Source organism: Nostoc sp. (genome assembly GCF_036919555.1).
GTDB lineage: Bacteria > Cyanobacteriota > Cyanobacteriia > Cyanobacteriales > Nostocaceae > Nostoc.
This window is the reverse complement of the sequence record NZ_JBALCS010000012.1, coordinates 183,657-210,122: the sequence shown is the minus strand read 5'-3', so window position 1 is coordinate 210,122 and position 26,466 is coordinate 183,657. Positions and strand designations below refer to the sequence as shown.

The 26,466-nt window shown below is 42.4% G+C and carries 25 protein-coding genes; 15 read left to right on the top strand and 10 right to left on the bottom strand.

Annotated features, from left to right (window positions below):
• Positions 1-716, top strand: a 716-nt coding sequence (locus V7K36_RS05375) for a tetratricopeptide repeat protein (protein ID WP_335113802.1), incomplete at its 5' end; no start/stop codon positions are given.
• Between the two features lie 847 nt (positions 717-1,563).
• Here the strand turns inward: V7K36_RS05375 and V7K36_RS05370 are convergent.
• On the bottom strand, positions 1,564-3,258 hold the full coding sequence (locus V7K36_RS05370) for a multicopper oxidase family protein (RefSeq protein WP_335113800.1): 1,695 nt from the start codon (positions 3,256-3,258) through the stop codon (positions 1,564-1,566).
• A 309-nt stretch (positions 3,259-3,567) separates the two neighbouring features.
• Between V7K36_RS05370 and V7K36_RS05365 the strand changes: the two genes are divergently transcribed.
• Entirely contained in the window at positions 3,568-3,768 is a 201-nt protein-coding gene (locus tag V7K36_RS05365) for a hypothetical protein (protein WP_335113798.1), read from the top strand.
• Between the two features lie 211 nt (positions 3,769-3,979).
• Here the strand turns inward: V7K36_RS05365 and V7K36_RS05360 are convergent, their stop codons facing one another.
• From V7K36_RS05360 to V7K36_RS05350, 3 genes are all read right to left on the bottom strand, one after another.
• Positions 3,980-4,348 (bottom strand): hypothetical protein, encoded by a 369-nt coding sequence (locus V7K36_RS05360; protein ID WP_335113796.1) that lies wholly within the window; start codon positions 4,346-4,348, stop codon positions 3,980-3,982.
• Between the two features lie 472 nt (positions 4,349-4,820).
• Positions 4,821-5,486: a (2Fe-2S) ferredoxin domain-containing protein gene (locus V7K36_RS05355; RefSeq protein ID WP_335113794.1), complete on the bottom strand. Its 666-nt coding sequence runs from the start codon at positions 5,484-5,486 to the stop codon at positions 4,821-4,823.
• 76 nt (positions 5,487-5,562) lie between these two features.
• Positions 5,563-5,808: an Asr1405/Asl0597 family protein gene (locus tag V7K36_RS05350; protein WP_334831613.1), complete on the bottom strand. Its 246-nt coding sequence runs from the start codon at positions 5,806-5,808 to the stop codon at positions 5,563-5,565.
• A gap of 457 nt (positions 5,809-6,265) precedes the next feature.
• On the opposite strand from V7K36_RS05350, the gene V7K36_RS05345 reads away from it, so the two are divergent.
• The 7 genes from V7K36_RS05345 to nblB all read left to right on the top strand — a co-directional run bounded on the left by V7K36_RS05345 (position 6,266) and on the right by nblB (position 14,855).
• Complete coding sequence (locus V7K36_RS05345) at positions 6,266-6,820, top strand: Dps family protein (protein WP_334831611.1); 555 nt, start codon at positions 6,266-6,268, stop codon at positions 6,818-6,820.
• A 565-nt stretch (positions 6,821-7,385) separates the two neighbouring features.
• Positions 7,386-10,652, top strand: coding sequence for a carbamoyl-phosphate synthase large subunit (carB, locus tag V7K36_RS05340; protein WP_335113792.1), 3,267 nt, complete (start codon positions 7,386-7,388; stop codon positions 10,650-10,652).
• A gap of 544 nt (positions 10,653-11,196) precedes the next feature.
• Entirely contained in the window at positions 11,197-12,153 is a 957-nt protein-coding gene (locus V7K36_RS05335) for an RNA polymerase sigma factor, RpoD/SigA family (RefSeq protein WP_335113790.1), read from the top strand.
• Between the two features lie 253 nt (positions 12,154-12,406).
• On the top strand, positions 12,407-12,760 hold the full coding sequence (locus tag V7K36_RS05330; protein WP_334831605.1) for a DUF760 domain-containing protein: 354 nt from the start codon (positions 12,407-12,409) through the stop codon (positions 12,758-12,760).
• A 314-nt stretch (positions 12,761-13,074) separates the two neighbouring features.
• Positions 13,075-13,521, top strand: coding sequence for an 8-oxo-dGTP diphosphatase MutT (gene mutT / locus V7K36_RS05325; RefSeq protein WP_335113788.1), 447 nt, complete (start codon positions 13,075-13,077; stop codon positions 13,519-13,521).
• A gap of 111 nt (positions 13,522-13,632) precedes the next feature.
• Positions 13,633-14,097, top strand: a complete 465-nt coding sequence (locus V7K36_RS05320) for a CBS domain-containing protein (RefSeq protein WP_335113786.1) — start codon at positions 13,633-13,635, stop codon at positions 14,095-14,097.
• Between the two features lie 92 nt (positions 14,098-14,189).
• Positions 14,190-14,855 (top strand): phycobilisome degradation protein NblB, encoded by a 666-nt coding sequence (gene nblB, locus V7K36_RS05315; RefSeq protein WP_335113785.1) that lies wholly within the window; start codon positions 14,190-14,192, stop codon positions 14,853-14,855.
• 159 nt (positions 14,856-15,014) lie between these two features.
• Here nblB and V7K36_RS05310 read toward each other — a convergent pair whose 3' ends face one another.
• The 3 genes from V7K36_RS05310 to V7K36_RS05300 form a co-directional block, all read right to left on the bottom strand.
• Positions 15,015-15,155: a PEP-CTERM sorting domain-containing protein gene (locus V7K36_RS05310; protein ID WP_335113783.1), complete on the bottom strand. Its 141-nt coding sequence runs from the start codon at positions 15,153-15,155 to the stop codon at positions 15,015-15,017.
• A gap of 57 nt (positions 15,156-15,212) precedes the next feature.
• On the bottom strand, positions 15,213-15,707 hold the full coding sequence (locus V7K36_RS05305) for a hypothetical protein (protein WP_335113781.1): 495 nt from the start codon (positions 15,705-15,707) through the stop codon (positions 15,213-15,215).
• A 723-nt stretch (positions 15,708-16,430) separates the two neighbouring features.
• Positions 16,431-16,949 carry a DUF456 domain-containing protein gene (locus V7K36_RS05300; protein ID WP_335113779.1) on the bottom strand — a complete coding sequence of 173 codons (519 nt, stop codon included), beginning with the start codon at positions 16,947-16,949 and terminating at the stop codon, positions 16,431-16,433.
• Positions 16,950-17,618: 669 nt separating this feature from the next.
• Here V7K36_RS05300 and V7K36_RS05295 point away from each other — a divergent pair.
• On the top strand, positions 17,619-18,533 hold the full coding sequence (locus tag V7K36_RS05295) for a M48 family metallopeptidase (protein ID WP_335113777.1): 915 nt from the start codon (positions 17,619-17,621) through the stop codon (positions 18,531-18,533).
• Positions 18,534-18,899: 366 nt separating this feature from the next.
• Here V7K36_RS05295 and V7K36_RS05290 read toward each other — a convergent pair whose 3' ends face one another.
• The 3 genes from V7K36_RS05290 to rpaB all read right to left on the bottom strand — a co-directional run bounded on the left by V7K36_RS05290 (position 18,900) and on the right by rpaB (position 21,407).
• Positions 18,900-19,616: a hypothetical protein gene (locus tag V7K36_RS05290; RefSeq protein WP_335113775.1), complete on the bottom strand. Its 717-nt coding sequence runs from the start codon at positions 19,614-19,616 to the stop codon at positions 18,900-18,902.
• 331 nt (positions 19,617-19,947) lie between these two features.
• Entirely contained in the window at positions 19,948-20,586 is a 639-nt protein-coding gene (locus tag V7K36_RS05285; protein ID WP_335113773.1) for a cofactor assembly of complex C subunit B, read from the bottom strand.
• A 92-nt stretch (positions 20,587-20,678) separates the two neighbouring features.
• Positions 20,679-21,407 carry a response regulator transcription factor RpaB gene (gene rpaB / locus V7K36_RS05280; protein ID WP_334831911.1) on the bottom strand — a complete coding sequence of 243 codons (729 nt, stop codon included), beginning with the start codon at positions 21,405-21,407 and terminating at the stop codon, positions 20,679-20,681.
• A gap of 170 nt (positions 21,408-21,577) precedes the next feature.
• Here rpaB and radA point away from each other — a divergent pair, with 170 nt between their 5' ends.
• From radA to V7K36_RS05255, 5 genes are all read left to right on the top strand, one after another.
• Positions 21,578-23,104 carry a DNA repair protein RadA gene (gene radA, locus V7K36_RS05275; protein ID WP_335113771.1) on the top strand — a complete coding sequence of 509 codons (1,527 nt, stop codon included), beginning with the start codon at positions 21,578-21,580 and terminating at the stop codon, positions 23,102-23,104.
• Positions 23,105-23,229: 125 nt separating this feature from the next.
• Complete coding sequence (locus tag V7K36_RS05270; RefSeq protein WP_335113814.1) at positions 23,230-23,931, top strand: Uma2 family endonuclease; 702 nt, start codon at positions 23,230-23,232, stop codon at positions 23,929-23,931.
• Positions 23,932-24,178: 247 nt separating this feature from the next.
• A complete protein-coding gene (locus V7K36_RS05265) occupies positions 24,179-24,403 on the top strand; it encodes a type II toxin-antitoxin system HicB family antitoxin (protein WP_265274917.1) in 225 nt (74 codons plus the stop codon).
• Complete coding sequence (locus V7K36_RS05260) at positions 24,403-24,606, top strand: type II toxin-antitoxin system HicA family toxin (protein ID WP_335113769.1); 204 nt, start codon at positions 24,403-24,405, stop codon at positions 24,604-24,606. The genes V7K36_RS05265 and V7K36_RS05260 overlap by 1 nt, the downstream gene beginning before the upstream one ends.
• 148 nt (positions 24,607-24,754) lie before the next feature.
• Positions 24,755-26,410: a serine/threonine-protein kinase gene (locus V7K36_RS05255; protein WP_335113767.1), complete on the top strand. Its 1,656-nt coding sequence runs from the start codon at positions 24,755-24,757 to the stop codon at positions 26,408-26,410.
• Positions 26,411-26,466: the final 56 nt, after the last annotated feature.

Below are 26,466 nucleotides of genomic sequence, written 5' to 3'. Positions count from 1 at the left end.
AAACTTACCAATCAATGGAGCGTTACCCAGAAGCCCTAGAAGATTTTGACCGCGCCATTGAACTTAACCCCAAACTTGACTGGGCGATCGCACTTCGCGGTGAAACTTACCAATCAATGGAGCGTTACCCAGAAGCCCTAGAAGATTTTGACCGCGCCATTGAACTTAACCCCAAACTTGACTGGGCGATCGCACTTCGCGGTGAAACTTACCAATCAATGGAGCGTTACCCAGAAGCCCTAGAAGATTTTGACCGCGCCATTGAACTTAACCCCAAACTTGACTGGGCGATCGCAAATCGCGGTGTAACTTGCCTGATGCTTAAACGGTACAACGAAGCTCTTGCAGATTTCAGCCATGCTATCAACTTAATATCTAATAATGATTGGTATTTATACGATCGCGCTTTAACTTACTTAGCTCTTAACCAACCAGATAAAGCACGATCTGACTTAGCACTTGCCATCAAGCTTGCTAAACAGCATTACGAAAAAGATGCTAAAGATTCGCGTAATGCTTTTAATTTAGCCCTTTACTATTTGGCTGCTCAATATACTCAACCAGCAGAGCAGTTATATCGCTATGTTTTATCTCAAGGTGCTTCCTTAGAGCTTATCCATGCAGCTATCCAAGACCTGAATGAGTTTTTAGCTGTGTTCCCTAACCATCTGCAAGCTATATCTATGCGAGAGTTGTTGCAGTCTTCTCTAACTTAGGTCATGTAATTTACAGTAGAAATTATAAAGCGATCGCTTTTACAACTGTGCCCTTCTCATGAGACGGTGTAGGCGGTAAGCGTAGCCATGCCGTCAGGCTTATCGCTTTTACAACTGTGTCCTTTTCATAATAGCGATCGACTCCATAATTTTGGGAATACTGAAATTTTGACCTCTCTCCAAACCTCTCCCCTATAACGGGAGAGGCTTTGAATCTTACTCCCCAACGCTAGTAGGGAATGGGCTGGGGGTTAGGTCTATATTAGTGGGACTTAGACAAAAAACACCCAAAAAAGAGACTCAAATCTATATACAAAAAGACTTTGACATCATTTTGCTTAGTTTCTTGATATATCTGGGTTTTCGCTATATTTGAGCATTTGGTGTATTTCCCTTACCCTGCATGGATTTGAGGCTTCTTTATCCCTCAAAAATGTTTAAGTCCCGTTAGGACTTACGCACTCAAAACCTGAAACCTCGATCCCCCCTAACCCCCCTTAAAAAAGGGGGGATCTAAAAAGCCCCCTTTTTAAGGGGGTTGGGGGATCTCTTATGCGTAAGTCCTATATATTAAACTCCACCGAGAAGCGCTAAGTCGCCAAAGCATTTTTGAGCCTCAGAAGGTCAACATCGAGCCTCAGAAGGTCAACATCGAGCCTCAGAAGGTCAACATTGAGCCTCAGAAGGTCAACATCGAACCTCAGAAGATCAACATTGAGCCTCAGAAGGTCAACATCGAACCTCAGAAGATCAACATCGAGCCTCAGAAGGTCAACGTCGAGCTTAAATCAAGGTTACACGTAAAAATTACCCCTGCTCATTTGATGATGATCTGACTATTTTCGCGTTACTTACTCTTGACTTCAATAGATGCCATCATACCCTTGTCTTCGTGTTCCAAGATATGGCAGTGGTAAACAAAAGTACCTGCAATACTTGCACCATTCTGAACGCCTCGGAAATCCATTCGCAGTTTCACACTGGGAAACGGGGTGTTTGGCTTACCGTTCCAGATAGGTACATTGATTGTGTCGCGCATCATCCCGATCTCACTTGCATCGGAACTGTTCAAGACGAGGAAGTGGACTTGGTGGATATGGAAAGTATGGATTACCAAACTTCGGTTTTCCACGATCCAATCCTCAGTCGTTCCCTCCTGAACCGTGATATCGGGAGTCTTGAAGTTTGGATCGTAAACTTTAGGCTTATTTGGCTCTACTGTGATGTAATACTGCTCTGGTTGTACACCAGCAGCTGTTTGAGAGAAGTAGAGCTTGCGCTGCTTTACAGACTGGTTCTGATTTACTCCAGAAAAGCGATCGCCCGATACCTTGCTTAAGTCAACGCTTAACTCAGGATTTGAGGCTGAAGCAGATGATGCCGCTTGCATTTGAATTCTAGCTATCGTTCGTTGTGGGTTATTATAATTTTGCGCCCCTGTGTTATATTTCAGCGTCAAAAACTTGGCATCCTTCACCGACGCTTGCGGACCATTGATCATGAACTCTGCCCTTCCGCCTGGGGGTAGCAGAATGTGGTAGACAGATTTAGTCTGGTTCTGCAACTGACTATCAGCATTGATCGGAACACCATCCATCCCTACTAATTGAAGCGGTTGAGCAATGCTATTGTATTGGAGTTGCAAGTCAAAGAAGGTATCCGCCGCCGTATTAGCGACACGCCAAAACTGTTTTTGATTGGGTTCCATTTGAATGATGGCTGGCGGATCATAAATACCCCCACCTTTATACCTAATTGGAACTGAGTTGATGGAAATATCCCTGACTGGTTGCTGAAAATCAAAATATTTTAATAGCTGCGTATCACGTAACACAAACACCCGTTCTGGAAGTTGAGCAGCTTGCTTGTTATACTTCCCGATGCCTTCAAAAATAATCGCACCTGTTAATCCACTCAGCACTTGGGCTTGACTCTGCATATGGACGTGTGGGTGATACCAATATAGTCCCGGTGGCTCTCCCTGTGGAATACTGACATTGTATTGGAAAGTCTGTTTCGGCTCAACCACCGTCCGCACAACTTCGTCCTGATGGCATTTTGAAGATATACTCAAGCCATGAAAATGCAGGTTGGTTGAATTTGGGGGTGCCATTCCTCCAGGATATTGGCGCTGACAGTTTTGGTCTTGTGTTCCTTTTGCTTGACCTGGTAATTGGTTAGTCAATCTCAGTACTAAGTTTGCCTTACCTGGACTCAGCCTAAGCGTTGGTGCTTGCAAGTTACCATTGGCAACATAGCAGTTTTGCTTAGGGGAAATGTTGACAACCGTAAAATTTGCCGGATTGGTGGCATTAGGATTGCGGATTTCTGGTGGGTTTTTGACAATGCTTCCCGCAGGCGGTTGAGCGCAAACAGAAGATGTGGATGGGGTTTGCGCCCTTACTTGCAACGCATATATCACAACAACAAGAGCAAAAAAAATACTGGCAGCAATCCTCAAAAGTTGGCGCAGTTGTCTTTGCTTCAATACCCCTGGAAGTGCTGCAAGCTTTAATGCTATTCGTCTAATAATTCTGGTCATGAATGGTTTGGTTTTTCCCTCAAAGAAGTTAAGTAGCACTTGCCATGTATATTTTCCAGGTATGGAATAAATAGCTAAATAAGTGGGCGAGAAAATTCGCAAGTATATAACGAAATCTAAATTCGGCAGATACCTTACAAATTAGTTATTTCACCGTTCTTACAAAACTAAATACATATTTGTTTTATCGTGCCTACGTACTTATTTAGATTTAAATAAGCTAAAAAAGATTTCCTATTGGTGTAGATTACAGACAAATTTAATCTATTAAAATATGGTTTATAGATGCAAGCTATTTACTATAACTTTATGGAAACTTCAAATGTGAGTGGAAAATATAGACATAAAACAACATCTGTGACACTCATTAATTACCGCTTCGTCTGGATAGCAAAAAGACGCAAAAAGGTATTAACAGGAAACTTTGGATCACAAGCTACATTGCGATTGCTCAACTCAACTGCATTAAAATATAAAGCGATCGCCTTTACAACTGTGCGCTTCTCATGAGAGGCTGTAGGCGAGCGCTCAATGTAATTCTGTATAAATATAGCGCTTAGAGCTTGCGTCAAATACAAGCGATGCCTGCGGCGGGCTACGCCTACGTAATAGTGTGTCGCTACCGTGTATAGGACGCTCTAAAGGGGAAAATTCAAAGTCTCTCTCCTTTTAGGAGAGAGAAATAGAAGTGAGGTTTTCCAGATACCGTGAAAAGTCAGGTCTAAATCCACTCAAATCCCTGTGGAACTAAAAATTCTTTAGCTGGTTCCAAAATATCTTTGCTTAAAATCAGGGTGACTTTTGGGGAACTAAGATACAAACGAAAACGCTTAATAATAAATAGTTGGTTAGCAGGTTCAATTTTTTTAATAGCACTCCAGGGAATCAACAAAGGCGAAAGTCCTAAGCTAAACAAGGGGAAAATACTCAGATAAATCCCTTGAGGAGTTATACCAACATTTAAAGTTCCTTTGTAGTACACCAAACCCACAGAACCGCTTTGCATTCGGGAGAAGTTTAGTGGCGGCGCTTCTTGGGTGCGGTAGAGTTTAGCGAGGCGATTCCAGTCATGATGGAATAGAAAAATCATGACTATTGTGAAAAGTGGAAAAAAAACGATGTATATCCACTGAGGGGTATGTGGCATTTGTTTTTAAGTCATTAGACCTCTTGCAAAAGTCGCTAACACCCCACCCCCAACCCTCCCCGCTCTTCAAGAGGGGAGACAAAGCGTAGCTTTGGCGGGGTGGGGTTCTTATTTTTGATTTATGCAAGAGGTCTATTGATGATTGACGCTTCCACTGTAAGCGATGTCTAACGACAAGCCTCTCTGCGTCTACGTACTCACCAATCAACCACGTTCCCTTGAATCTTGACAAATTATGGGAGCATCCCGGTTAAAAATTGCTCAATAGAAACCCTATTAACTCAAAAAACTGGCTTGAATTCAAGCCAGTTTTTTGAAGCTATTGCAACTTCTAGCAATAGCTTAATGCCGAATATTAACGGAACACACTTGAGAAGATATTATTGAACTTTCTCATTAAAATGTCAAGATTTAACTACTTATTTCCGCAAAATTTACCATTAAATATCGCTACTTCCCTTAAATTTTCAGGCTGTGCTGATAAACTCTTGTCACCAAAATGCTGATTCATCAGCGCGGGGACTTGTGAAGCTTGAATTCGGCTATGGCGGGTTTTATCTGGCATTACTAAGTTAGGCCCAGCTTTACAGTTCTTCATACAACCAGTGCCCTTGATTGTAACTTGGTCTTCTAAACCGCGATCGCTTAAAGCCGCCTCCAACGCCTGACAAACTGCTTTACCACCGCGTTTCATGCAATCAGACTTTTGACACACCAAAATCGTGGCTTTAGTTTTAACTGGTTTTACCTTGACATTATCAATAGATGGGGGTTCTTGTACTGGAGTCGTCGTGTGAACTCTCTCCATCTCAGAACGCGCCGCCATTACACGTTCAGCTTTCAGTATAACTTTGTCTTTTTTTATATCGTATTCTTTATAACCAACAACTTGTAACCAAGTACCTGGTGGTAGGCGCAAATCAAAAGCAGCCCGTAAATGTTTAGCTAGTTTAATGTAAAACTCACCCTCATGAGTCGCCAACAGTAAGCCTTTAAGCTTATAGCCATCTTTAATAACAAACTCTATAAACCTGCCTTCAAGGCAAAATTCTGATACTTCTGTAGTGTAAGATGCACTCATTTTATTGACCTCTTTTTAACTAATACAAGCTATTAAGCGAGAGATTCTCAGCAGCAGCCACAGATTAAAACTGTTGCTAGCGACTATGCCAGCAGCGTTCAAGAGTCCAAATCTGGTCTTGACGGGAGGCTGTAAATCGCTGATTCACACTCCAAAGTTGAATAGCTGTCAGAGGAGAGCCAATTTCAACTTTCAATGGCTGGTTAGCGGCACAACTACAGGGAATGTCTAACTCCTTTAGGCGTTGATAGACTTGCCATCTGTCTGCCCAATTTACCTCTACAAGGTGCTTTATTTCTATTTCTGAACTAGATGATTTCAAGAGAATTGCCCTCAAAGTGCAACAAACTTGCAGTAAGTGCAACGATTTAACTTCCTGCTTTTTGAAAGTTTTAAGAGTTTAGCCTCTTAATACCAGCATACATTAAGTGCAAATAATTATCATTAATTTTGGAAAAAATAAAATTATTGTCGCGATCGCATACTGAGAGCGGGATGACCCAGACAAGGGGGACAAGGGAGAAAATAGGGTAGAATTTTCTTCTACTCCCCACTGACATTGGAACTATCGCACACTTAACTTCTTATGTCAAGAATAATAATAAATATATGCAACTTACTTAGCGTATGATCATCCAGCAAACAATAAATTTGAGAATTTTAGTCAGCAAAAATACAAAATATTATGATGGCGAATCGGCTTGCTCTTAATTATTAAAATGTTAATATGTAAAGAATAAGCAGTTAAAATCTATAACTGCTAAAGAATGAGGAGAACAATGTCTGAAACACAAACTTTGTTACGGAATTTTGGTCATGTATATGACAATCCCGTGTTGCTGGATCACAGCGTAACTGCTCCAGTTACAGAAGGATTTAACGTTGTATTAGCTAGTTTCCAGGCACTATACTTACAGTACCAAAAGCATCATTTTGTAGTTGAAGGCTCAGAATTTTACTCTCTGCATGAGTTTTTCAACGAAAGCTATAACCAAGTACAAGACCACGTTCATGAAATTGGAGAACGTTTGGATGGACTAGGTGGTGTGCCAGTAGCAACCTTCAGCAAATTAGCAGAACTAACCTGTTTTGAGCAAGAATCTGAAGGCGTATATTCCTCTCGCCAAATGGTAGAAAATGACCTAGCCGCAGAACAAGCTATTATTGGCGTAATTCGCCGCCAAGCTGCTCAAGCAGAGAGTTTGGGGGATCGGGGTACACGCTATCTCTACGAAAAGATTTTGTTGAAAGCTGAGGAACGTGCTTATCATTTGTCTCACTTCCTCGCCAAAGACAGCTTAACATTAGGGTTTGTCCAAGCTGCTCAAAGCTAAAACTCTGATAATCTAGATTTGTCTACCTAGACTGAAAGAGAAAGTTGCAGCACTAACTCTTAAAATATTATAAAAAACGGCAGAGAATGGCATCCCTATTTCTCTGCCATTTTTAATCCAAGTAAACATATTTGTATAATTTTGTATAATATTTAATATTAAAAATCTTTAGCAATTAACTAGTTCATAAATATTTATAATTAAAAATTTATTTATGCTGAATAATCAGATAAATATATGCAAAAATAAATCACCATCTGTTACCATATGTCATCAATTTAAATAATAAAGATTCGCAAAAGCTTTAGAAATTTGAGTATCACAATTAAATAAAATTAGAAATACAAAATAATCGTTGGGTATTGGGCATGGGACATTGGTTATTCTCTTTGTCTCCCTCGTCTCCCTCATCTCCCCCATTACCCCTTATCCCCAGAGGGGTCCCCACCTTCCCCACTACCTTTCTGTCATCAAACTTAGAAAACTTAATAATAAAAAGCACGACAGGGGGTAAAGACCCTTAAAATAATCAGGATTTGTATTATCGTACTCCAACGCAACTACTATGCCCCGCCGTGACGACCTTCGGAAGATTCTCCTGTTAGGCTCTGGTCCAATTGTGATCGGACAAGCCTGTGAGTTTGACTACTCTGGCACTCAAGCCTGCAAAGCGCTGCGAGAAGAAGGCTATGAGGTGGTTTTGGTCAACTCCAACCCTGCAACGATTATGACCGACCCGGAAACAGCCGATCGCACTTACATTGAGCCGTTGACACCGGAATTGGTCGAAAAAGTCATCGAGAAAGAACGCCCTGATGCTCTCCTACCGACGATGGGAGGACAAACCGCCCTCAACCTCGCCGTTGCTTTAGCCAAAAATGGGGTGTTGGAAAAGTACGGTGTTGAGTTAATCGGCGCTAAACTACCAGCGATCGAAAAAGCCGAAGATCGAAAACTTTTTGGTCAGGCAATGGCAAGAATTGGAATAGCTGTGTGTCCTAGCGACACAGCCGAATCTTTGGAAGAAGCCAAAGCTGTTGCCCGTCAAATTGGTACTTATCCCCTAATTATTCGTCCAGCTTTCACAATGGGTGGAAGTGGCGGCGGTATTGCCTACAACAAAGAAGAATTTGAAGAAATGGCACAGGTAGGTATAGATGCCAGCCCCGTTTCGCAAATTCTCATTGACCAGTCTTTACTCGGCTGGAAAGAATACGAACTTGAAGTGATGCGTGATTTGGCAGATAACGTGGTGATTATCTGCTCCATCGAAAACCTTGACCCTATGGGCATCCACACCGGGGACTCCATTACCGTCGCTCCCGCGCAAACCCTCACTGATAAAGAATATCAAAGGCTGCGGGATATGGCAATCAAAATCATCCGCGAGATCGGTGTAGAAACTGGCGGTTCTAATATTCAATTTGCCGTCAATCCGGTTAATGGGGATGTAGTTGTAATTGAGATGAATCCCCGTGTTTCCCGCAGTTCAGCTTTATCTTCCAAAGCCACGGGTTTCCCGATCGCTAAAATTGCTGCAAAATTGGCTGTAGGCTACACCCTGGATGAAATTCAAAATGACATCACCAAGAAAACTCCCGCGTCCTTTGAGCCGACAATTGACTATGTGGTGACAAAAATCCCCCGCTTTGCCTTTGAAAAGTTCCCCGGTTCCGAACCAGTGCTGACAACCCAAATGAAATCAGTCGGGGAAGCAATGGCAATTGGGCGGACGTTCAACGAATCCTTCCAAAAGGCGCTGCGATCGCTCGAAACAGGACGCGCTGGTTGGGGTTGCGACAAAGCTGAGAAATTACCCAGTGGTGAACAAATTCGCGCCCAACTGCGGACACCTAACCCTGATCGCATTTTCGCCGTGCGTCATGCCTTGCAGCAAGGGATGACTATTGAGGAAATCTACGAACTCACCGGTATTGACCGATGGTTTTTGGATAAATTGCAACAACTTCTAGATGTCGAGAAATTCCTGAAGCGGACACCTTTGCAGCAATTGACAAAAGAGCAATTTTATGAAGTGAAGCGGGACGGATATAGCGATCGCCAGATTGCCTATGCCACTAAAACCACCGAAGATGAAGTTCGCACCTACCGCAAGTCACTAGGAATCATCCCAGTTTATAAAACCGTAGATACCTGCGCTGCTGAGTTTGAAGCGTTTACCCCCTATTACTATTCTACCTACGAAGAAGAAACAGAGGTTTTACCAACAACCAAGCCAAAAGTGTTGATTTTGGGTGGTGGCCCCAACCGCATTGGCCAGGGAATTGAGTTTGATTATTGTTGTTGTCACGCCGCCTATGCCTTGAAGGAAGCGGGGTATGAGACAATTATGGTCAATTCCAACCCGGAGACAGTTTCGACAGATTACGATACCAGCGATCGCCTTTACTTTGAGCCATTAACAAAAGAAGATGTCCTTAACATCATCGAAACTGAAAATCCAGTCGGGGTGATCATCCAGTTTGGCGGACAAACACCGCTAAAGTTGGCTATTCCTTTACAAGAATTTCTCAACAATGACACATCAGGACTCCTGACTAAAATTTGGGGTACATCACCAGATTCCATCGACATGGCAGAAAACCGGGAGCGGTTTGAAAAGATTCTCCAACAGTTGAATATTGCTCAACCGCCGAATGGTATTGCGCGGACTTACGAAGATGCGCTGATTGTCGCCAAACGCATTGGCTATCCGGTGGTGGTGCGTCCCAGCTATGTGTTGGGGGGACGGGCGATGGAAATCGTTTATTCCGATGCTGAGTTGGAACGCTACATGACTTTTGCGGTGCTAGTGGAACCAGAACATCCGATTTTGATTGATAAGTTTTTGGAAAACGCCATTGAAGTCGATGTCGATGCGATCGCCGATCATACAGGAAGGGTAGTGATTGGTGGCATCATGGAACACATTGAACAAGCGGGGATTCACTCAGGAGATTCTGCTTGTTCTTTACCTTCTATTTCCCTATCCCCAGCAGTTCTCAATCAAATTCGCACTTGGACGGTGCAGCTAGCACAAGCGCTGTCAGTCGTGGGATTGATGAATATTCAATTTGCCGTTGTGGGTGCAAGCAGCTATGCTCCCCAAGTTTACATTCTGGAAGCCAACCCCCGCGCCTCCCGCACAGTCCCATTTGTTTCTAAAGCAACGGGGGTACAGTTAGCGAAACTAGCATCCTTAATTATGTCAGGTAAAACCTTAGAGGAGTTACATTTTACCGAGGAAGTCATCCCCACACATATTGCTGTAAAAGAAGCTGTATTACCCTTTAATAAGTTCCCAGGAACTGATACAATATTAGGCCCAGAAATGCGATCCACTGGTGAGGTGATGGGGATTGACAGCGACTTTGGCCGGGCCTTTGCCAAAGCAGAAATGGGTGCTGGGGAGCGTTTACCACTGACGGGAACTGTATTTGTATCAATGAGCGATCGCGATAAAGCTGCTGCAGGTGCTGTGGTAAAGGAATTTATCGATTTGGGCTTTAAAGTGATGGCTACACTTGGTACACGGCGAGTTCTTCTCGAACATGGGTTAGATATCGAGTTGGTGTTGAAACTCCATGAAGGTCGTCCCCACGTCCTCGATGCGATCAAAAACCAAAAAATCCAACTTATTATCAACACACCTTCAGGGGAAGAAGCCCAGACTGATGCTAGGTTAATCCGTCGCACAGCCTTAGCTTACAAAATTCCCATCATTACTACGATCGCCGGCGCAAAAGCTACCGTCGCCGCCATTCGTTCCTTACAAAATACGACTTTGGATGTCAAAGCCATCCAAGATTACTGCGCGATCGTCATGGAGTAGGGAGTGGGGAGTGGGGAATCTCACTTCTTTACTCAGAATTGGGAACTCGGAACTGAATTATCCCCAATCCCCATTCGCAACAAAAATTAAACAATTGTTATAAGAGAATGACTATAGTTCTCATTGAGATACTTTAACAAATATGAGGGAAATTATTTGAACCAGATAATTTATTAAATTCACTTCTAGTCAGCCTTGAGAAAAAGGGCAACTAGAAGTGAACTGGAATAGTTAGGAAATTTAATGTAACCATCTAGCCAAAACATTCTCATAAATGTTACAATTATTAATAAGGTTCCAAGAGAAAAATGTTTAAGAAGCTACCTTTTATCTAACTGTAGATACTTGTGAAAACTAGGAAATAACTGTAATTTTTAGCAGTTAGTAGCCCAAATTTGATTATTATGAGCAGCCGACGAGTTGATCGGGCGCGTAAGTTGCACACCATAGCATGGGTTCCCAGTCTGACTGGGTAGCACCCTAACAAAGCATCTATCCGTTAATGACCCTACCGCCAAACCCATCATTACCAAAGAGTAGCGCCATGAAGACCGCTCAGACAGCCACAGACCTCGTGCGGACTTACCTGCGTGAGATTGGCCGTGTGCCACTCTTAACCCACGAGGAAGAGATTTTCTATGGTAAACAGGTGCAACGTTCCTGCGCTTTGCATCAATCAAGCGAATATCTTGCCACCCAGTTAGGTCGTCAACCGACTATAGAAGAGTGGGCCAAAGCGACAAAGCTAGAACCAGCAGAGTTGAACGAAGCGATCGCTGATGGTGAGATTGCCAAGCGCAAGATGGTAGAAGCCAATTTGCGCTTGGTAGTGTCCGTTGCCAAAAAGTATATAAAGCGCAACGTCGATTTACTGGACTTGATCCAAGAAGGTAGTATTGGTATGCAACGGGGCGTAGAAAAGTTTGACCCCACCAAAGGCTACAGGTTTTCTACCTATGCCTATTGGTGGATTCGCCAAGCCATCACTCGTGCTATAGCCGAAAAAGCTCGTACCATTCGGCTACCGATCCACATAACCGAAAAATTAAATAAGATTAAAAAGGCACAGCGCCAATTGTCTCAAAAGTTGGGACGCGCTCCCACAGCTGGTGAGCTAGCTCAAGAATTAGAATTAACCCCCAAACAAGTACGAGAGTATCTAGAAAAGGCGCGTTTGCCCCTTTCCTTGGATTTGCGGCTGGGTGATAATTACGACACCGAACTTGGAGAAATGCTGGAAGATCCAGGAGCATCTCCAGAAGAGTTTGTCATGCAATCTTCTCTATCTTATGACTTAGATCGCCTGATGGGGGATCTCACGCCACAACAGAGGGAAGTGATCACACTGCGCTTTGGCTTAACTGATGGGCAAGCGCTGACTCTGGCTAGAATTGGTGAAATACTGAACATCAGCCGGGAACGAGTCCGGCAAATTGAGCGGGAAGCCTTAACCAAACTTCGCAAGTCTAAAGCCAGCATGGATGAATATTTGGCAAGTTAAGGGAGAGTTAGGAGTTAGGAGTTAGGAGTGAAGAGTTAGGAGTTTTTAATTAACTTCTCACTCCTCACTTTATATATTTGGGGTGAGAAAATACGCTGACTTTGGTACGGTTACACCTACTTCCACTCTTACGCTAGGTTGTTACATTAGTTGACAGGAAGACCAAATAGCTAGCTAAGTCAAATCCAAAACAGGTATTTAATATTCAAATCATAAGCATGTCAGCCAGCAATGGTAGTTAAGGAGCTAAAAAATGAATAACCCATCCAATCGTGTCTCAGAATTTTTTAATAGTGAATCAGAAACTAGCGATTTACTATGGCAGTACGTTAAATCATTGAGTCCAGAGACAGTTACCCAGCTATCTAAACCTACATCTGCCGAAGTCTTTCAGGTGATGGAACGTAATATTACGGGACTTTTGGGAAATCTACCTTCAGAACACTTTGGTGTTACTGTAACCACAAATCGGGAAAATCTAGGTCGGCTTCTCGCCTCTGCGATGATTAGTGGTTATTTCTTGCGTAACGCTGAACAGAGAATGAGTTTTGAAGTCGCCATACAAGGAACTGAAACCAACAACAGCGATGTTGACTTAGAAATATAAAACTTGGGAAATTTAATATTGTTGGGCTGATAGCTAGTCGCGTCGCTTCTCTACGAATTCAAAATTAACAATCCCCATAAATAAATTTAGGGGCTATTTTTGGATTTGGCTATCTGTGAACTCCTGTAATTTGATCATTAGTTCAACTAGAGGCGTATTTCTAAATGATTAATACACATTTGTGGATAAGCTAACAGAGGTAGACTACCTTTGTAATAAATCTAAACTCGGCAGATTTAAAACCAGTCTGCCGAGTTTTGTTATTAGTCAAAAATCAGGAATTCTTTACCTACTCCCGATTTCCTTAATTAACAATGAATGAAACCAGTTCTTTCCCACCCCATAAAATCATTGGTGTTGCAGTAATTTGGAATGACCAAAAGCAAATTTTAATCGATCGCCGTCGGAAAGAAGGAGCGATGGGTGGTTTGTGGGAATTTCCTGGTGGTAAAATTGAGCCTGGTGAAACTATCCAAGAGTGTATTCAACGGGAAATTTCCGAAGAACTCGGAATAGTAATTGAAGTGGGAGAGCATCTGATTACTATTGACCACACTTATACAGACTTGCGCGTTACCCTCACAGTACATCACTGTCGTCATCTTACAGGTGTTCCCCAACCTTTAGAATCCGATGAAATTCGCTGGGTAACTTTGGAAGAACTGGAGCAGTTTACTTTTCCGAAAGCAAATACTCAAATTATTGCTGCCTTAAAAGGGAGTGGGGAGTGGGGGATAAGGGAGATGAGGAAGAATAACTAATGCCCAATGCCCAATGCCCAATACCGTAACAATCTATTAATTGCATCAGGTTGAGTCCCGGAATTTCCTACAATAGGCGCAGGGACTTTGATTTAAGGTGTCAGTAAATAAATGCCTAAAACCGTTACCGATGTAATGAGCCGCGATCCTATTGTCGTCCGGGCGGAAACTCCACTGAAGGAAGCTATCCAAATTCTCGCAGAACGCCACATCAGCGGACTACCTGTTGTGGATGATGTCGGTAAATTGGTGGGCATTATCTCAGAAACCGATTTGATGTGGCAAGAAACTGGTGTTACTCCACCTGCGTACATTATGTTTCTTGATAGCGTTATCTATTTAAAAAATCCTGCTACTTATGATCGTGACTTGCACAAGGCACTAGGGCAAACCGTTGGAGAGGTGATGAGTAAAAACCCGATCACTATTTCTACTGATAAAACTTTAAGGGAAGCAGCTACAATCATGCACGATCGCAGCGTTCACCGCTTGCCAGTACTTGACAGCACGGGTCAAGTAATTGGTATCCTCACTCGTGGTGATATTATTCGGGCAATGGCAGCAAGTCAAGATTAGTCAGTTGTCATTAGTCATTAGTTAAGAGTTTTTTGACCCTTGACTGTTGACTAATGACTGTTTTTATACCTTTGAAAATCCAGGATAACTAAATGAGTATTACTCCGGAGTCTGTTAAGCAATTGCTCAGTTCTGAGGATTTAGCCGATCGCTTACGTGCAGTCAATCAAATCCGCCAACTTGAACCTGCAATTGGCTTTGAATTAATTCAAAGTGCTATTGGCGATCGCAATTCTCGTGTCCGTTACTCGGCGGTGAGTCAAATGGATACACTGGGAACCCAGGATTTACAGTTATCCTTGGATATCTTGCGCGATCGCTTGCTTCATGACTCCGAAGTAGATGTACAAGCAGCAGCAGCAGACTGTTTGGGCGCTCTGAAGTTACATGAAGCTTTTGAAGATTTGCAACAACTTTATCATACAACCGGTGAATGGCTAATACAATTCAGTATCATTGCGACATTAGGGGAGTTAGGCGATCCACGAGCCTTTGAACTACTCAAAGAGGCACTTTCTTCAGAAAACGAATTAGTCCAAACTGCTGCGATTAGTTCTTTGGGTGACTTGGGAGATGTACAAGCAGTTCCCTTATTGGCTCCCTATGCTACCAATCCAGATTGGCAAATTCGTTATAGACTTGTACAAGCCTTGGCTCGTTTGGGTAATTCAGAAGCTAAATCTATATTAGAAACTCTGGCTAATGATGAAGTAGATGCGATCGCAACTGAAGCCAAAAATTCTTTGCAATCAGTTTAAGTCTATCTCAGGTTAAGAAAATTCACCCTTAAATAGATTTGTCTGACTGGAGAAAAAAATTCGACCTGGTTGGTAAATTATGCATTCCAGCCAGGTCGAATAGATAACTTAAAGTTACTTTTAGTTGCTAAAAGTAACTTTTTTATATTTAGGATAAGTCTATTGAGCAAAACTCTTACGACGGCGAGACATAACCATACCAGCAGCAACTAATCCTAAACCTAATACTGTAGCTGGCTCAGGAACGGTAGCAAAGTAAGAACTAGAATAAGTTGTGTTGACTGTTTTACCTGCGTTCAAACTGTTTTGAAAATCAGCGACTGTACCTTGTGCTTGTAAGGTAATAATTCCTGTCCCCTAGGATATTTCGCCGAGCGCAGTCTTAAAGAATCCGTTAGTTACAACGGATATATCAATAAGGTTTGAAAGGTTTGAGTTTGATAAGGCCTGGCTCGCATTGTATGTAGCAGAAGTTACGGTAAAAGTGGCATTTGTACTATTAACCTGATCCATCAGTGTAAGAAATGGGTTACTTGCTGAAAGTAACTCATTTGTGGAATTAAAACTGATACTGAGGCCTATTGAACCTTTACTAAAATTAGTGAAGTCACCAGTAGTAGTACTCGCAGGAATAAGAAATGTATTTGGAAGATCGAAGCTGAGAGAATTTCCTTGCAGAGTAGCAGACAAAGTAACAGTATTCTGAGGTAGCAAAGAAAAACCACCCGTTGTTAATGCAGCCGCTTGTGCAGAACCAGCAGAGGTAAACAACCCAGCAGTAGCTAAGGGAATTGCAAAACTAGCAGCCAGAGTAGCATTTAGTAATGTAGATTTAAAACCAATCATTGTCATTTGAGGCTGCTAGTAATAAGTTTAAATTAGAGCGATCGCTTTACTTTTAATCTCAGTAATTTATAGAAAATACTGTCACTGAAAGGGAAACTTGCGTGATGTATTTCTTATCTCCATAAAATCACATAGACTTAGAGTCTGCAAGATTTACTTAGTGGTCTTTATCACATTTTTAATGCATTACTATCCTTCATGAAATTTTAATTCCTTATATATCTGCGCTTTGTATATCTTTCATTTCATAGGGTTTAAATTGTTAGCAATAGCTCTGACTTTTAAGAAAGGCCACTTCCGTATAATCAGTATAAAAGTAATTTTTAATACTTAAAGTTGCTCAATCATATTTTAGATAAATGGAGTGGGCAGTGTATCTATAATTTCTTCAGTTACTAATATTTAGTGAAAAGGTTCCTCTCGTAGAAGAAATGGAGGACGGCTCATGTTGTCCACCTCATTAACTGAATAAAAAGACCTCTGGTTTTACTACGCAAAACCGTCCCTCTCCGACGGGCGAGAGGGACAGACTTGAACTTTAGTTCAAGACAGGGAGAGGTTCATCGAACTCCTAAGAAACAAAACATCTTTGGCTTCACTTTGTTTCTTTCGCCCTTCCCGCAGGTGCGCCTCCCTTGGAGACTTACGTTTGTTTACTTAAATGTTTGTAATAAATAGCTAACTGCTAGCTATTACCTCTGTTCTCAAATCTGTGAGATTTTTCAAATGTTAAGAGGCAAATACCTGTGGCCAAGTTGTAACAATAAAAACTACAACTGCGGCGATCGCTAACAAGCCTTGAATCAAATTTCCAACCAAAGATCCGACTACAATTCCTATACCCGCCTTAACCGCCAACCCGAATTCACGTCGGTAAATATACTCGCCAATAATTGCTCCCAAAAGCGGCCCTAGTAAAATTCCTAACAGTGGACCCCCAAAAGGTAACGTTGGCAATAATCCCAAAAATCCCACTACTAAACCGACAATTGCGCCAATTTGCCCCCACTTGCTAGCTCCAGCTTGTCTTGCTCCCACATAGCTAGCTAAAAAATCGACTCCGACACTGAGCATTAAAACTATAATTGTCACAATTAGGGGAATCTTGATAGCTGCAAAAGAACTACTAACGATTCCCCAGGCGATAATTGCAATTAAAATTAAGCTGCTACCAGGAATGGCTGGAACTACGGCACCGATAACACCCACAACCATTACGGCAAGTAATAGCCAATAAATAATTTGCATAGATAAAATTGTAAATTTCTAAATTTTCCAAGTAGGGTAGCACAGATGTCATTAGTGTTAACTTAACGTTAAAAGGGCGGTTATAAACAGCGTCTACACGAGATTTTACCCACCGAACTGGGTTAAAAACCTTAATTTTCTCTTAATTCGCGGAGGCGGACGAGAGTTTGTGTAGCCACCAATTCCATTCGCCAAGGCTCTGCGCCCCTACTGTATATTCTATCTGGGTAAGATGGTGACAAATGCCTAGAGCATCGGTTCAATAATCAAAAACCTAACCACCCTGCTTCCCTATAAGGTAAGGGGGAGTCAAACTACCCTCTCCGTTTCGGAGAGCAGGGTGGTTTCATACAAGCAGAGAAAAAATAAAACTGAGTTTCAAAGCCTCTCTCCGCTTCGGGGAGAGGAATGGAAGCGGGGTAAAAAGCCATGTTACAAAACGAGAATCAAGACTTATGTATTTTTCTTTCTTCGTATGAAACCACCCTGCCCTCTCCGTTTCGGGGAGAGGTTCTTCCAGGATTACTGAATTGGTGTACTAGTACACTATGGCGGAAATTTGCCTAACTTTAACAAGGGGATTTTGCCCCTTGTCTGAGTTGAGATGGTAGCTGAATTTACGCCGTGTCGCCTAATGCTTCTAAACTGCTATTTAAAAACTCAAAACTAATGACGAGAAAACTATTAACCGGACTGAGTTCCCAAGCCTACGAACACCCCTTCGATCGCAAAGCCTTGGCTTCTTTGCAAAATATGCCCGGTGTCTCCCTGCTACTCAAAAAAGTTAATGAATACGGCATCGACCGCCTACTCAGGCTACAAAGCCTTGGTAGTGAAATTAGAATTTCGCCCCGTAATTTTCCCCAATTACATCAGACATTTGTAGAAACCTGCCAAATTCTTGATGTTACTCCACTTCCTGAACTGTATCTGTTTCAAGGTACAGGTCACATTAAAACCTACATTGTTGGAGTGGAAAAACCCCTTGTTGGTATCAATCTAGATGCGATGGAGTGGCTTGATGCAGATGAGTTGCTTTACGTTTTCGGACACGAAGTTGCTCGCATCAAGAGTCAGCACATGGTTTATCACCAAATGGCAATTGTGATGCCAACTTTGAAAAATTTGTTGAGCAGTACCACAATGGGGGTTGGTGGCTTGCTAGCTGGTGGAATGGAACTGGGTTTATATAATTGGCGAATGATGGCTAGGTTCACTGCTGATCGGGCTGGTTTGCTGGCTTGTCAGGATATTGATGTAGCAACTACTACACTGATGAAACTCGCGGGTTTGCCAGATGAGTACTTAACTACTGCTGTAATCGAAGATTTCCTCGTCCAAGCCCGTGAGTTTGCATCCAATAGCTTTGATACTGTTGATAAGGTCACCAAAATATTAAGCTATACAGAACCCGGGCTTTCCTGGGTAGTTATGCGGGCTGGTGAGTTATTAAAATGGGTTGATTCAGGAGAATATGAGAATGTAATTCAACAGAAAAATTTAAAGACACCAGAAGAACCGGAAGAAAAAGAAGGAAAGACACCGGAAGAAAAGGAGGGGTGGAATTTTTTGACTTCTTGGTGATTAAATTTTAGATTTTAAATTACCGATTTTAAATTAAATTTTTCAATTCAAAATACGTTTGTGACGCTCAATGAATTGCTAATTACTGTGCTATCAGCAATTCAAAATCCTTTCATTGAGCATAGAGTCATCTGAAATCCAAGTTGCACTTCCAGCGTACCAAAGGTGCGACCAAAAATTGGTAGGAATGCTCTAACAGTGAGGTGGGAAAGCAGGGGAGGCAGGGCAAGAAGAATACGATAATGTCCTGGATAGAGAAATTGAGTAATTTATTTTTTGGAAGTCCTCTAACGTAAAACGGAACATGGGAACGAAGTAACCTTGGTAGCAGCATTAGCCTAACTGATCTTCACGGCTACAATCAATTTAAGAACCAAAAGTTTGTTTCATTTTTGAAAGAAGCTTCGAGATGGACTCACCGTGGATAATAGAACCATGCATTGTTGCAAGGTACTTAATGGGTAGCTTCTCTATTGCTTCAATCCCTCGAGTAAAGCTTTTGCCTTCAGACATAAACCCGACTTCTTGCTGAAACTTAATGATAGATTCTGTAAGATCCTTCTCGGTAACAGGTTCCTCGAACTGACCAGGATGAGCGGCAAGATCGGAACAAAAAAGCATCTTCTCTTGCGGCTGATAGAATACACAACCCTCCCATCCATGAGGAAAATGAGGAGTTTCAATAAGTATGATATCTCTTTTACCCAAGGAAAGAGCTTTGTTATTCTTAAGAACCGTTGTTGGTCGCAGTGCAAAGTCATCCATGTTCGATTGATTTAGAGGACTCACAATTGTTTTGGCTTCTGGAGCTGCTTCAAGCCACTGATTAAGCGCTCCGCACTCATCAGCCTCAAGGTGACAAAAGGCAATGTAATGAAGTTTTGAAGGGTCACAGACAGACGAAACAAGCTGATAAGTTTGCTCGAACCAATTTGAGCGACCCGTATGAATAAGCATCGGGCGCTCATCAAGGATAAGGAATTGACTGAAAACAAACTTTTTATTATTTGAGATAGAAAGCTTATATATATTAGGAACTATCTCATCTATGCGCGTGAAGTTAGCATTGAAATGCGTAAACATTATATTTAGGGTAAAAAATATCTGACGAAATCCAATTTTTGTTCACAATTGCGAGTTGTGTTTGTAACTCTATATTATTGGTAGTGGACAGCTTCATCCCGACTAAGTCATTGCTGAAAAATCAAGTTGCGGCCATTCTCTGGGTAAACAAGCGGGTAAACCCGCTCCCGGTTTTTTCTCATCTCCAATCGACACACGTAGTTCAATTTTAGATCCAACCTGCTTCTGTGCGCTCAGGCTTAATGGGTGTATTTGTTTGAGATTTTTAAGTGGAATCACAGGTAAATATCCCAAAATCTAAAATTGTCTGACTTCTAAAGTAGCGAATAACCTAACTATTAAGAGTCACAGCAAGTTTATCAGCAATTCCCGCAATCCAGTTTTCATCTTGTTTGGTGTAACTGCGAGGAGTATTCGCTGCCAAAATTAGCGCACCTTGGTTACTAATCGGTTGACAAATTACACCTTGAGTATTTTCTGGTAAATAATCAAATTCAACCCTACCTGGATATACTTTTAGTGCAACTAGATAAATCGGCTTTTGTTTTTCGAGTACCTGTTTTAAGATTACTCCTGGTACAACCTCAGATTTAGTACCCAGAATCCCACGACGCAACAAAACTTTACCTTGATAAAAAACCACAAGCGATCGCGTTACTGTATTAGTCAACAATAAATGAGATGCCCAAGCTAGCTCTGTTTTCACAACTTCAGGTAAATCTGCTGCTAGTACAAAACCTTCTTCTCCAATTAGTTCTACAGTATCAGGCGATCGCGGCTGAACTTGCTGCCAAATTAAACCCGTCAAAATTAACACCGCACTCAAAATCACGCCTACGACATCACCACGCGATTGAGACTGGGTTAATTCCGGTGTCAATAAACGATTAATCAACAAAAGCACAGCGCCTAGCCCACCGACGACAATGGGTAGACGCCGCAAAACTCGATTAGGATCAGGTTTAATCATTAGTCATTGAGCATTGGGCAATAATCAATAGTTCTTCTCCTCTGCTTCCCCTGCTCCCCCTGCTCCTCATCTCCCCCTGCTCCCTCATCTCCTCACTCCTCCCCTGCTTCAATAATCCGTTGGAAAAGATAACCAGTACCCCGCGCTGTGAGAATCAATTCTGGGTTGCTGGGATCATCTTCTAACTTTGCCCGCAAACGGGAGATATGCACATCCACTACACGGGTATCAACATGACGTTCTGGTGTGTAACCCCAAACTTCCTGCAAAATTTCCGAACGAGAAAAAGCTTCTCCAGAGCGACTGACTACCAACTCTAATAAGCTGAACTCCATACCCGTCAATCGAATTCGCTCATCGCCTTTGTAGACTTGTCGCTTATTCGTATCAATTTTAATATTAGCGACATGGATCACTCCAGAACTAGGAATGCCAGAACCACTGGTTTTGTCTACCCGCCTTAGCACCGAGCGAATTCTAGCTTCTAGCTCCTTGGGGGAAAATGGTTTAACTACGTAGTCATCTGCACCCAATTCTAGCCCAGTGATGCGATCGGCTACATCACCCAAGGCTGTTAGCATAATAATGGGGACATCTGATTCTTTTCGTAATTCTTGACATACACCATAGCCGTCTAGTTTTGGCATCATCACATCCAAAACTACCAGGTCAGGATCAGTTTTGCGAAAAGTTTCCAAAGCCTCTTCCCCGTCGCCAGCCGTCACTACATCGTAGCCAATCATGGAAAGGCGCGTTTCCAAAATCCGGCGAATGCTGGCTTCGTCGTCTACCACCAAGATTTTTTCTTTATGGCTTTCCAAGTTTCTCAAGGCTCCTTCACTAAAAATTTACATGATTAATTTTTAATACCATAATATTAAGATATCATTCCATGAATTGATTTGGAAAAAGCTCTAAATACTACTATGATTGGTTTTTAGTTTTTCCCAAGAATTAAGTAAATATTAAGATTATTTAATAAGATTTAAGAATGGCAAAGGCAAAAACCTTTTTCACTTGTAACGAATGTGGAGCAGAATCGCCCCAGTGGTTTGGTAAGTGTCCAGCTTGCGGTACTTACAACTCTTTGGAAGAACAAATTTCTATTCAATCCTCAGTAGATGTACCCAGTCGAGGGGGAGTGAGTAGTTGGCAATCAACTCAAAGCAATGGCAAATCTCACGCGAAACCAGCTAAAGCGCGAGCCTCTTTAACGTTTGATCAAATTACCGATCGCCAAATTGCCCGATGGGAGTCTGGTTATGAAGAATTGGATCGGGTGCTTGGAGGTGGGATTGTCCCCGGCTCTATGGTGCTGATTGGTGGCGATCCTGGTATCGGTAAATCTACTCTATTATTGCAAGTATCAAATCAATTAGCGCAGAAATACCGCATCCTTTACGTAACTGGTGAAGAATCGGGACAGCAGGTAAAATTACGAGCTTCTCGTTTGGGAGTATCAAAACCCCTAAGTGTGGTGAATGAGGAGAATGTAACAGTAGTAGTAGAGACTACACTTCCCATAGATCCTGACAGTATAGGTGCTGATTTATATGTACTGCCAGAAACAGATTTAGAAGAAATTTTACGGGAAATAGACTCTCTAAAGCCAAATGTGGCGGTGATTGATAGTATCCAAACGGTATTTTTCCCGGCGTTGACTTCTGCACCAGGTTCAGTAGCTCAGGTACGGGAATGTACAGCAGCATTGATGAAGGTGGCGAAGCATGAAGATGTCACCATGCTGATTGTGGGACACGTCACCAAAGAAGGAGCGATCGCTGGGCCAAAAGTTTTAGAACATTTAGTAGATACGGTGTTGTATTTTGAAGGCGATCGCTTTGCCTCCCATCGGTTATTACGGACAGTCAAAAACCGCTTCGGCGCAACTCACGAAATCGGCATCTTTGAAATGGTAGCGGAGGGACTAAGGGAAGTCTCTAACCCTTCAGAGCTATTTTTAGGCAACCGTGACGATCCCGCTCCTGGTACTGCCATTGTGGTTGCTTGCGAAGGCACTCGCCCGATAGTTGTAGAATTGCAAGCTTTGGTGAGTCCCACCAGCTATCCCTCCCCTCGGCGTGCTGGAACTGGCGTAGACTACAACCGCTTGGTGCAAATTCTCGCCGTCTTAGAAAAACGGGTGGGAATTCCCATGTCAAAATTGGATTCCTACGTTGCTTCTGCGGGTGGGTTGAATGTGGAAGAACCAGCAGTAGATTTAGGAATTGCGGTCGCGATCGTTGCCAGTTTCCGCGATCGCATAGTTGATCCCGGTACAGTATTAATCGGTGAAGTTGGGTTAGGCGGACAAGTGCGATCGGTTTCCCAAATGGAACTGCGATTGAAAGAAGCAGCTAAGTTGGGATTTAAAAGAGCGATCGTGCCAAAAGGGACAAAATTTCCCGACTTGAATATTGAGATATTACAAGTATCCAAAGTAATAGATGCGATTATCGCTGCCATCCCGCATCAGGAATTGACAACCGACGATTTAGAACCCGATGAAGATGAGTAAGCAATAGCCCCCTTTTTTAAGGCAGTTGGGGGGATCTAAAACAGTCAAACACCAAGGTCAAATCTGAGACTTTACAGCACCCCAAAGGACAACCCACCATGACAGCCCTCATTCAAGACTAGCAAATCACTTGGGAAAAATTACCCGATGATTACAAACTCCCAAATGATCCAGTGGACAACATCAACCAACCAGCCTTAGCGGCTGCACTAACAGAAAGACTACAATTAGCCGGAAAAATTTCAGCTAACGCCCTGACAACAAGCAATTACGGCATTTGTGCCACTCTAAACAACAAAATGGTCATTAAAGCCCCTGATTGGGTTTTTATTCCCAAAATTAACGTTAATAGGGAAGAAGTAACACGCAGTTACACCCCTCAACTACAGGGTGACATTCCCGTAATTGTGATGGAATTTATTTCCGATACACAGGAGACAGAATATTCTATCAAAGCGACATATCCCCCAGGAAAATGGTTTTTCTACGAGCGCATCTTAAAAGTACCAAACTATATTATCTTTGAGCCAGACAGCGGTAGTTTCGAGATGTATCGCTTAGAAAACACAGAACAGTACATTTTGCAAGAGCCTGATGAAAATCAACGCTACTGGATACCGGAAATAAATCTTTACCTTGGAGTGTCGCCAGGTACTCGTGAAAACCGCACAGGAAAGTGGTTACGGTGGTGGGATGAACAAGGAAACCTTCTACCTTGGGGAACAGAATTAGCCGCACAAGAACGCCAACGCACCGAACAAGAACGCCAACGTGCTGAACGACTAGCAGCACAATTGCGGGCGGCGGGGATTGAACCAGAGATGTGATGACTTAATTTTAGGAAAAATTGAAACCCACAGATCCCCGACTTCTTTGAGAAATCGGGGATCTTGTTTATCACAAATGATTAAGTAGGGCTGAATACCAGTTGTTAGACAAGATGAGAGTTTGACAACTGCGATGTCTATCTACGACGGGCTACGCCTACGCCATAGGTTGATTACGATTGAATATACTGTTTATTGTAGGCTCCATCAGAATCGCCTAAAATCTCCGTTGCCAAACGCGCTAGCGATGAAACAAATCAAAATTATTGTCGAAAAACATTCTGACGGTTATGTTGCCTATCCTCTTGGTATTAAAGGGGCTATAGTTGGTCAAGGTGACACTTATGAAGAAGCCTTAGCCGATGTCAAGTCAGCTATTCGCTGCTACATTGAGATATTTGGCAAAGAAATACTCGAAGATGAATCACCAGTAATCGAAGCTTTTCTGACAGAGGCAGAGGTGGCTATTTGATGCCGAAGTTTCCTGTCGATGCTCCGAAGAAGAGAGTTATAAAAGCATTTGAGTTGCTGGGTTTTTGCATTGTTCGGGAACGCGAACATATTGTCATGGTGCGAGAAAATGAAGATGGATCGCAGACACCATTAGTCATGCCTAACCAATCTCAAATTAAATCAGGGACATTAAGATCAATTTGTACTCAAGTAAGTATCTAGCGGGATGAATTCTTAACAGCCTATGAGCAAAGTTAAGTAAAAAACTTAATGTAGAAACATTGTATAAAAAGCTTACACATCAATCTTGTTAAAAACGGATATGTATGGTGTGCCAAAATAAATATCAGTAAAACTACGGTCTTTACCAATGGCGTGGAATCCAGGGCAGCAGTTATTTGGCGATCGCTACATAATCGAGAGAAAATTGGGTGAAGGTGGAATTGGGATTACCTATCTCGCTAAAAATGAACGGGGTGAACTTCGGGTAATTAAAACCTTGCGCCAAGAAATACGAAATTTTCCTACCATAGAAAAGTATCTGAATTGGAAAAAGTATTTTAATTGGAAAAAGCAACAAGCTAAACTCAAGCAAGACTTCAAGCAAGAAGCATCGCTCCTGGCGTTATGTCGCCATCCTCACATTGTAGAAATAGAAAATATCTTTGATGAGGGTGACTTACCCTGTATGGTGATGGAATACATTGAGGGTGAAAATTTAGCTCAGCGAATAGACAAGAAAGGAGCATTACCAGAAGCAGAAGCACTGCAATATATTCAACAAATTGGCGAGGCTTTGATACTAGTTCACTCTAAAGGTTTGCTGCATCAAGATATCAAGCCAGACAATATTATGATCCGTGCAAGTAGGCAAGAAGCCGTACTTATTGACTTTGGCATTGCTAGACAATTTATTCCTGGTACAGTTCAACGCCATACAGAGAGTCAGACTCCTGGTTATGCGCCACCAGAGCAGTCTTTATCTAATGCAGAACGCGGAGAATATATTGATGTTTATGCCTTAGCAGCCACGCTGTATGCTTTGGTGACTGGACAAGCAGCTAGGTTAGCATTTGAAAGAAAGTACAACTATAACCTGAAACAACCCCAATATTTAAATCCTACTATTAGCGATCGCGTGAATGAGGCGATTATGAAGGGGATGGAGCTAGATTACAAGTTGTGTCCCCAGTCAGTGCAGGAGTGGTTACATTTGTTGGATGTGGCAATAGTAGCACCAACACAACCAGTAGCATCTTCATCTTACACACCCCCATCTTGGGAATGCGTCCATAATATTCCGAGGATTTCTGGAATAGTAGCCCTTAGCCCCAAGGAAGATATTTTAGCAAGTGTGACAGGTTCAGTTATTCACTTGTTTTCATCAACTACAGGTCAGCTTATCCGCACCCTGAGTGGTCATTCCGACAGGGTTAATTCCGTCGTCATCAGTAGTGATGGGCAAATCCTGGCTAGTGCTAGTTGGCACAAAATCGCACTGTGGTCAGTAGCAACAGGTACAGAAATTCGCACTTTGACTTGTCATTTCGGCTGGGTTAATTCTGTTGCCATCAGTAGCGATGGGCAAATTCTGGCTAGTGCTGATGGTTATTTTAAAAAAAACATTATTCAACTGTGGTCAGTGGCAACAGGAAAAGAAATTCACACTCTCACTGGTCATTCCGGCTGGGTTACTTCCGTCGCCATCAGTAGCGATGGGCAAATCCTGGCTAGTGGTAGTTATGACAACACTATCAAACTGTGGGAAATCGCAACAGGAAGCGAAATTCGCACACTGAGTGGTCATTCTGAAAAGGTTAATTCCGTAGCCATCAGTAGTGATGGGCAAATCCTGGCTAGTGGTAGTGAGGACAACACTATCAAACTGTGGGAAATCGCAACAGGCAAAGAAATTTGCACCCTCAGTCATTTTGACTCAGTTAAATCCGTCGCCTTTAGCCCCGATGGAGATTGGCTGGCTGCGGGAGATAATAGCGGAAATATCAAAATTTGGCGACACAGCTAGTCTGGCAACAACAGCGTCAAAATAGTAAGTAGAACTTGCAAACAATCAATCTGATG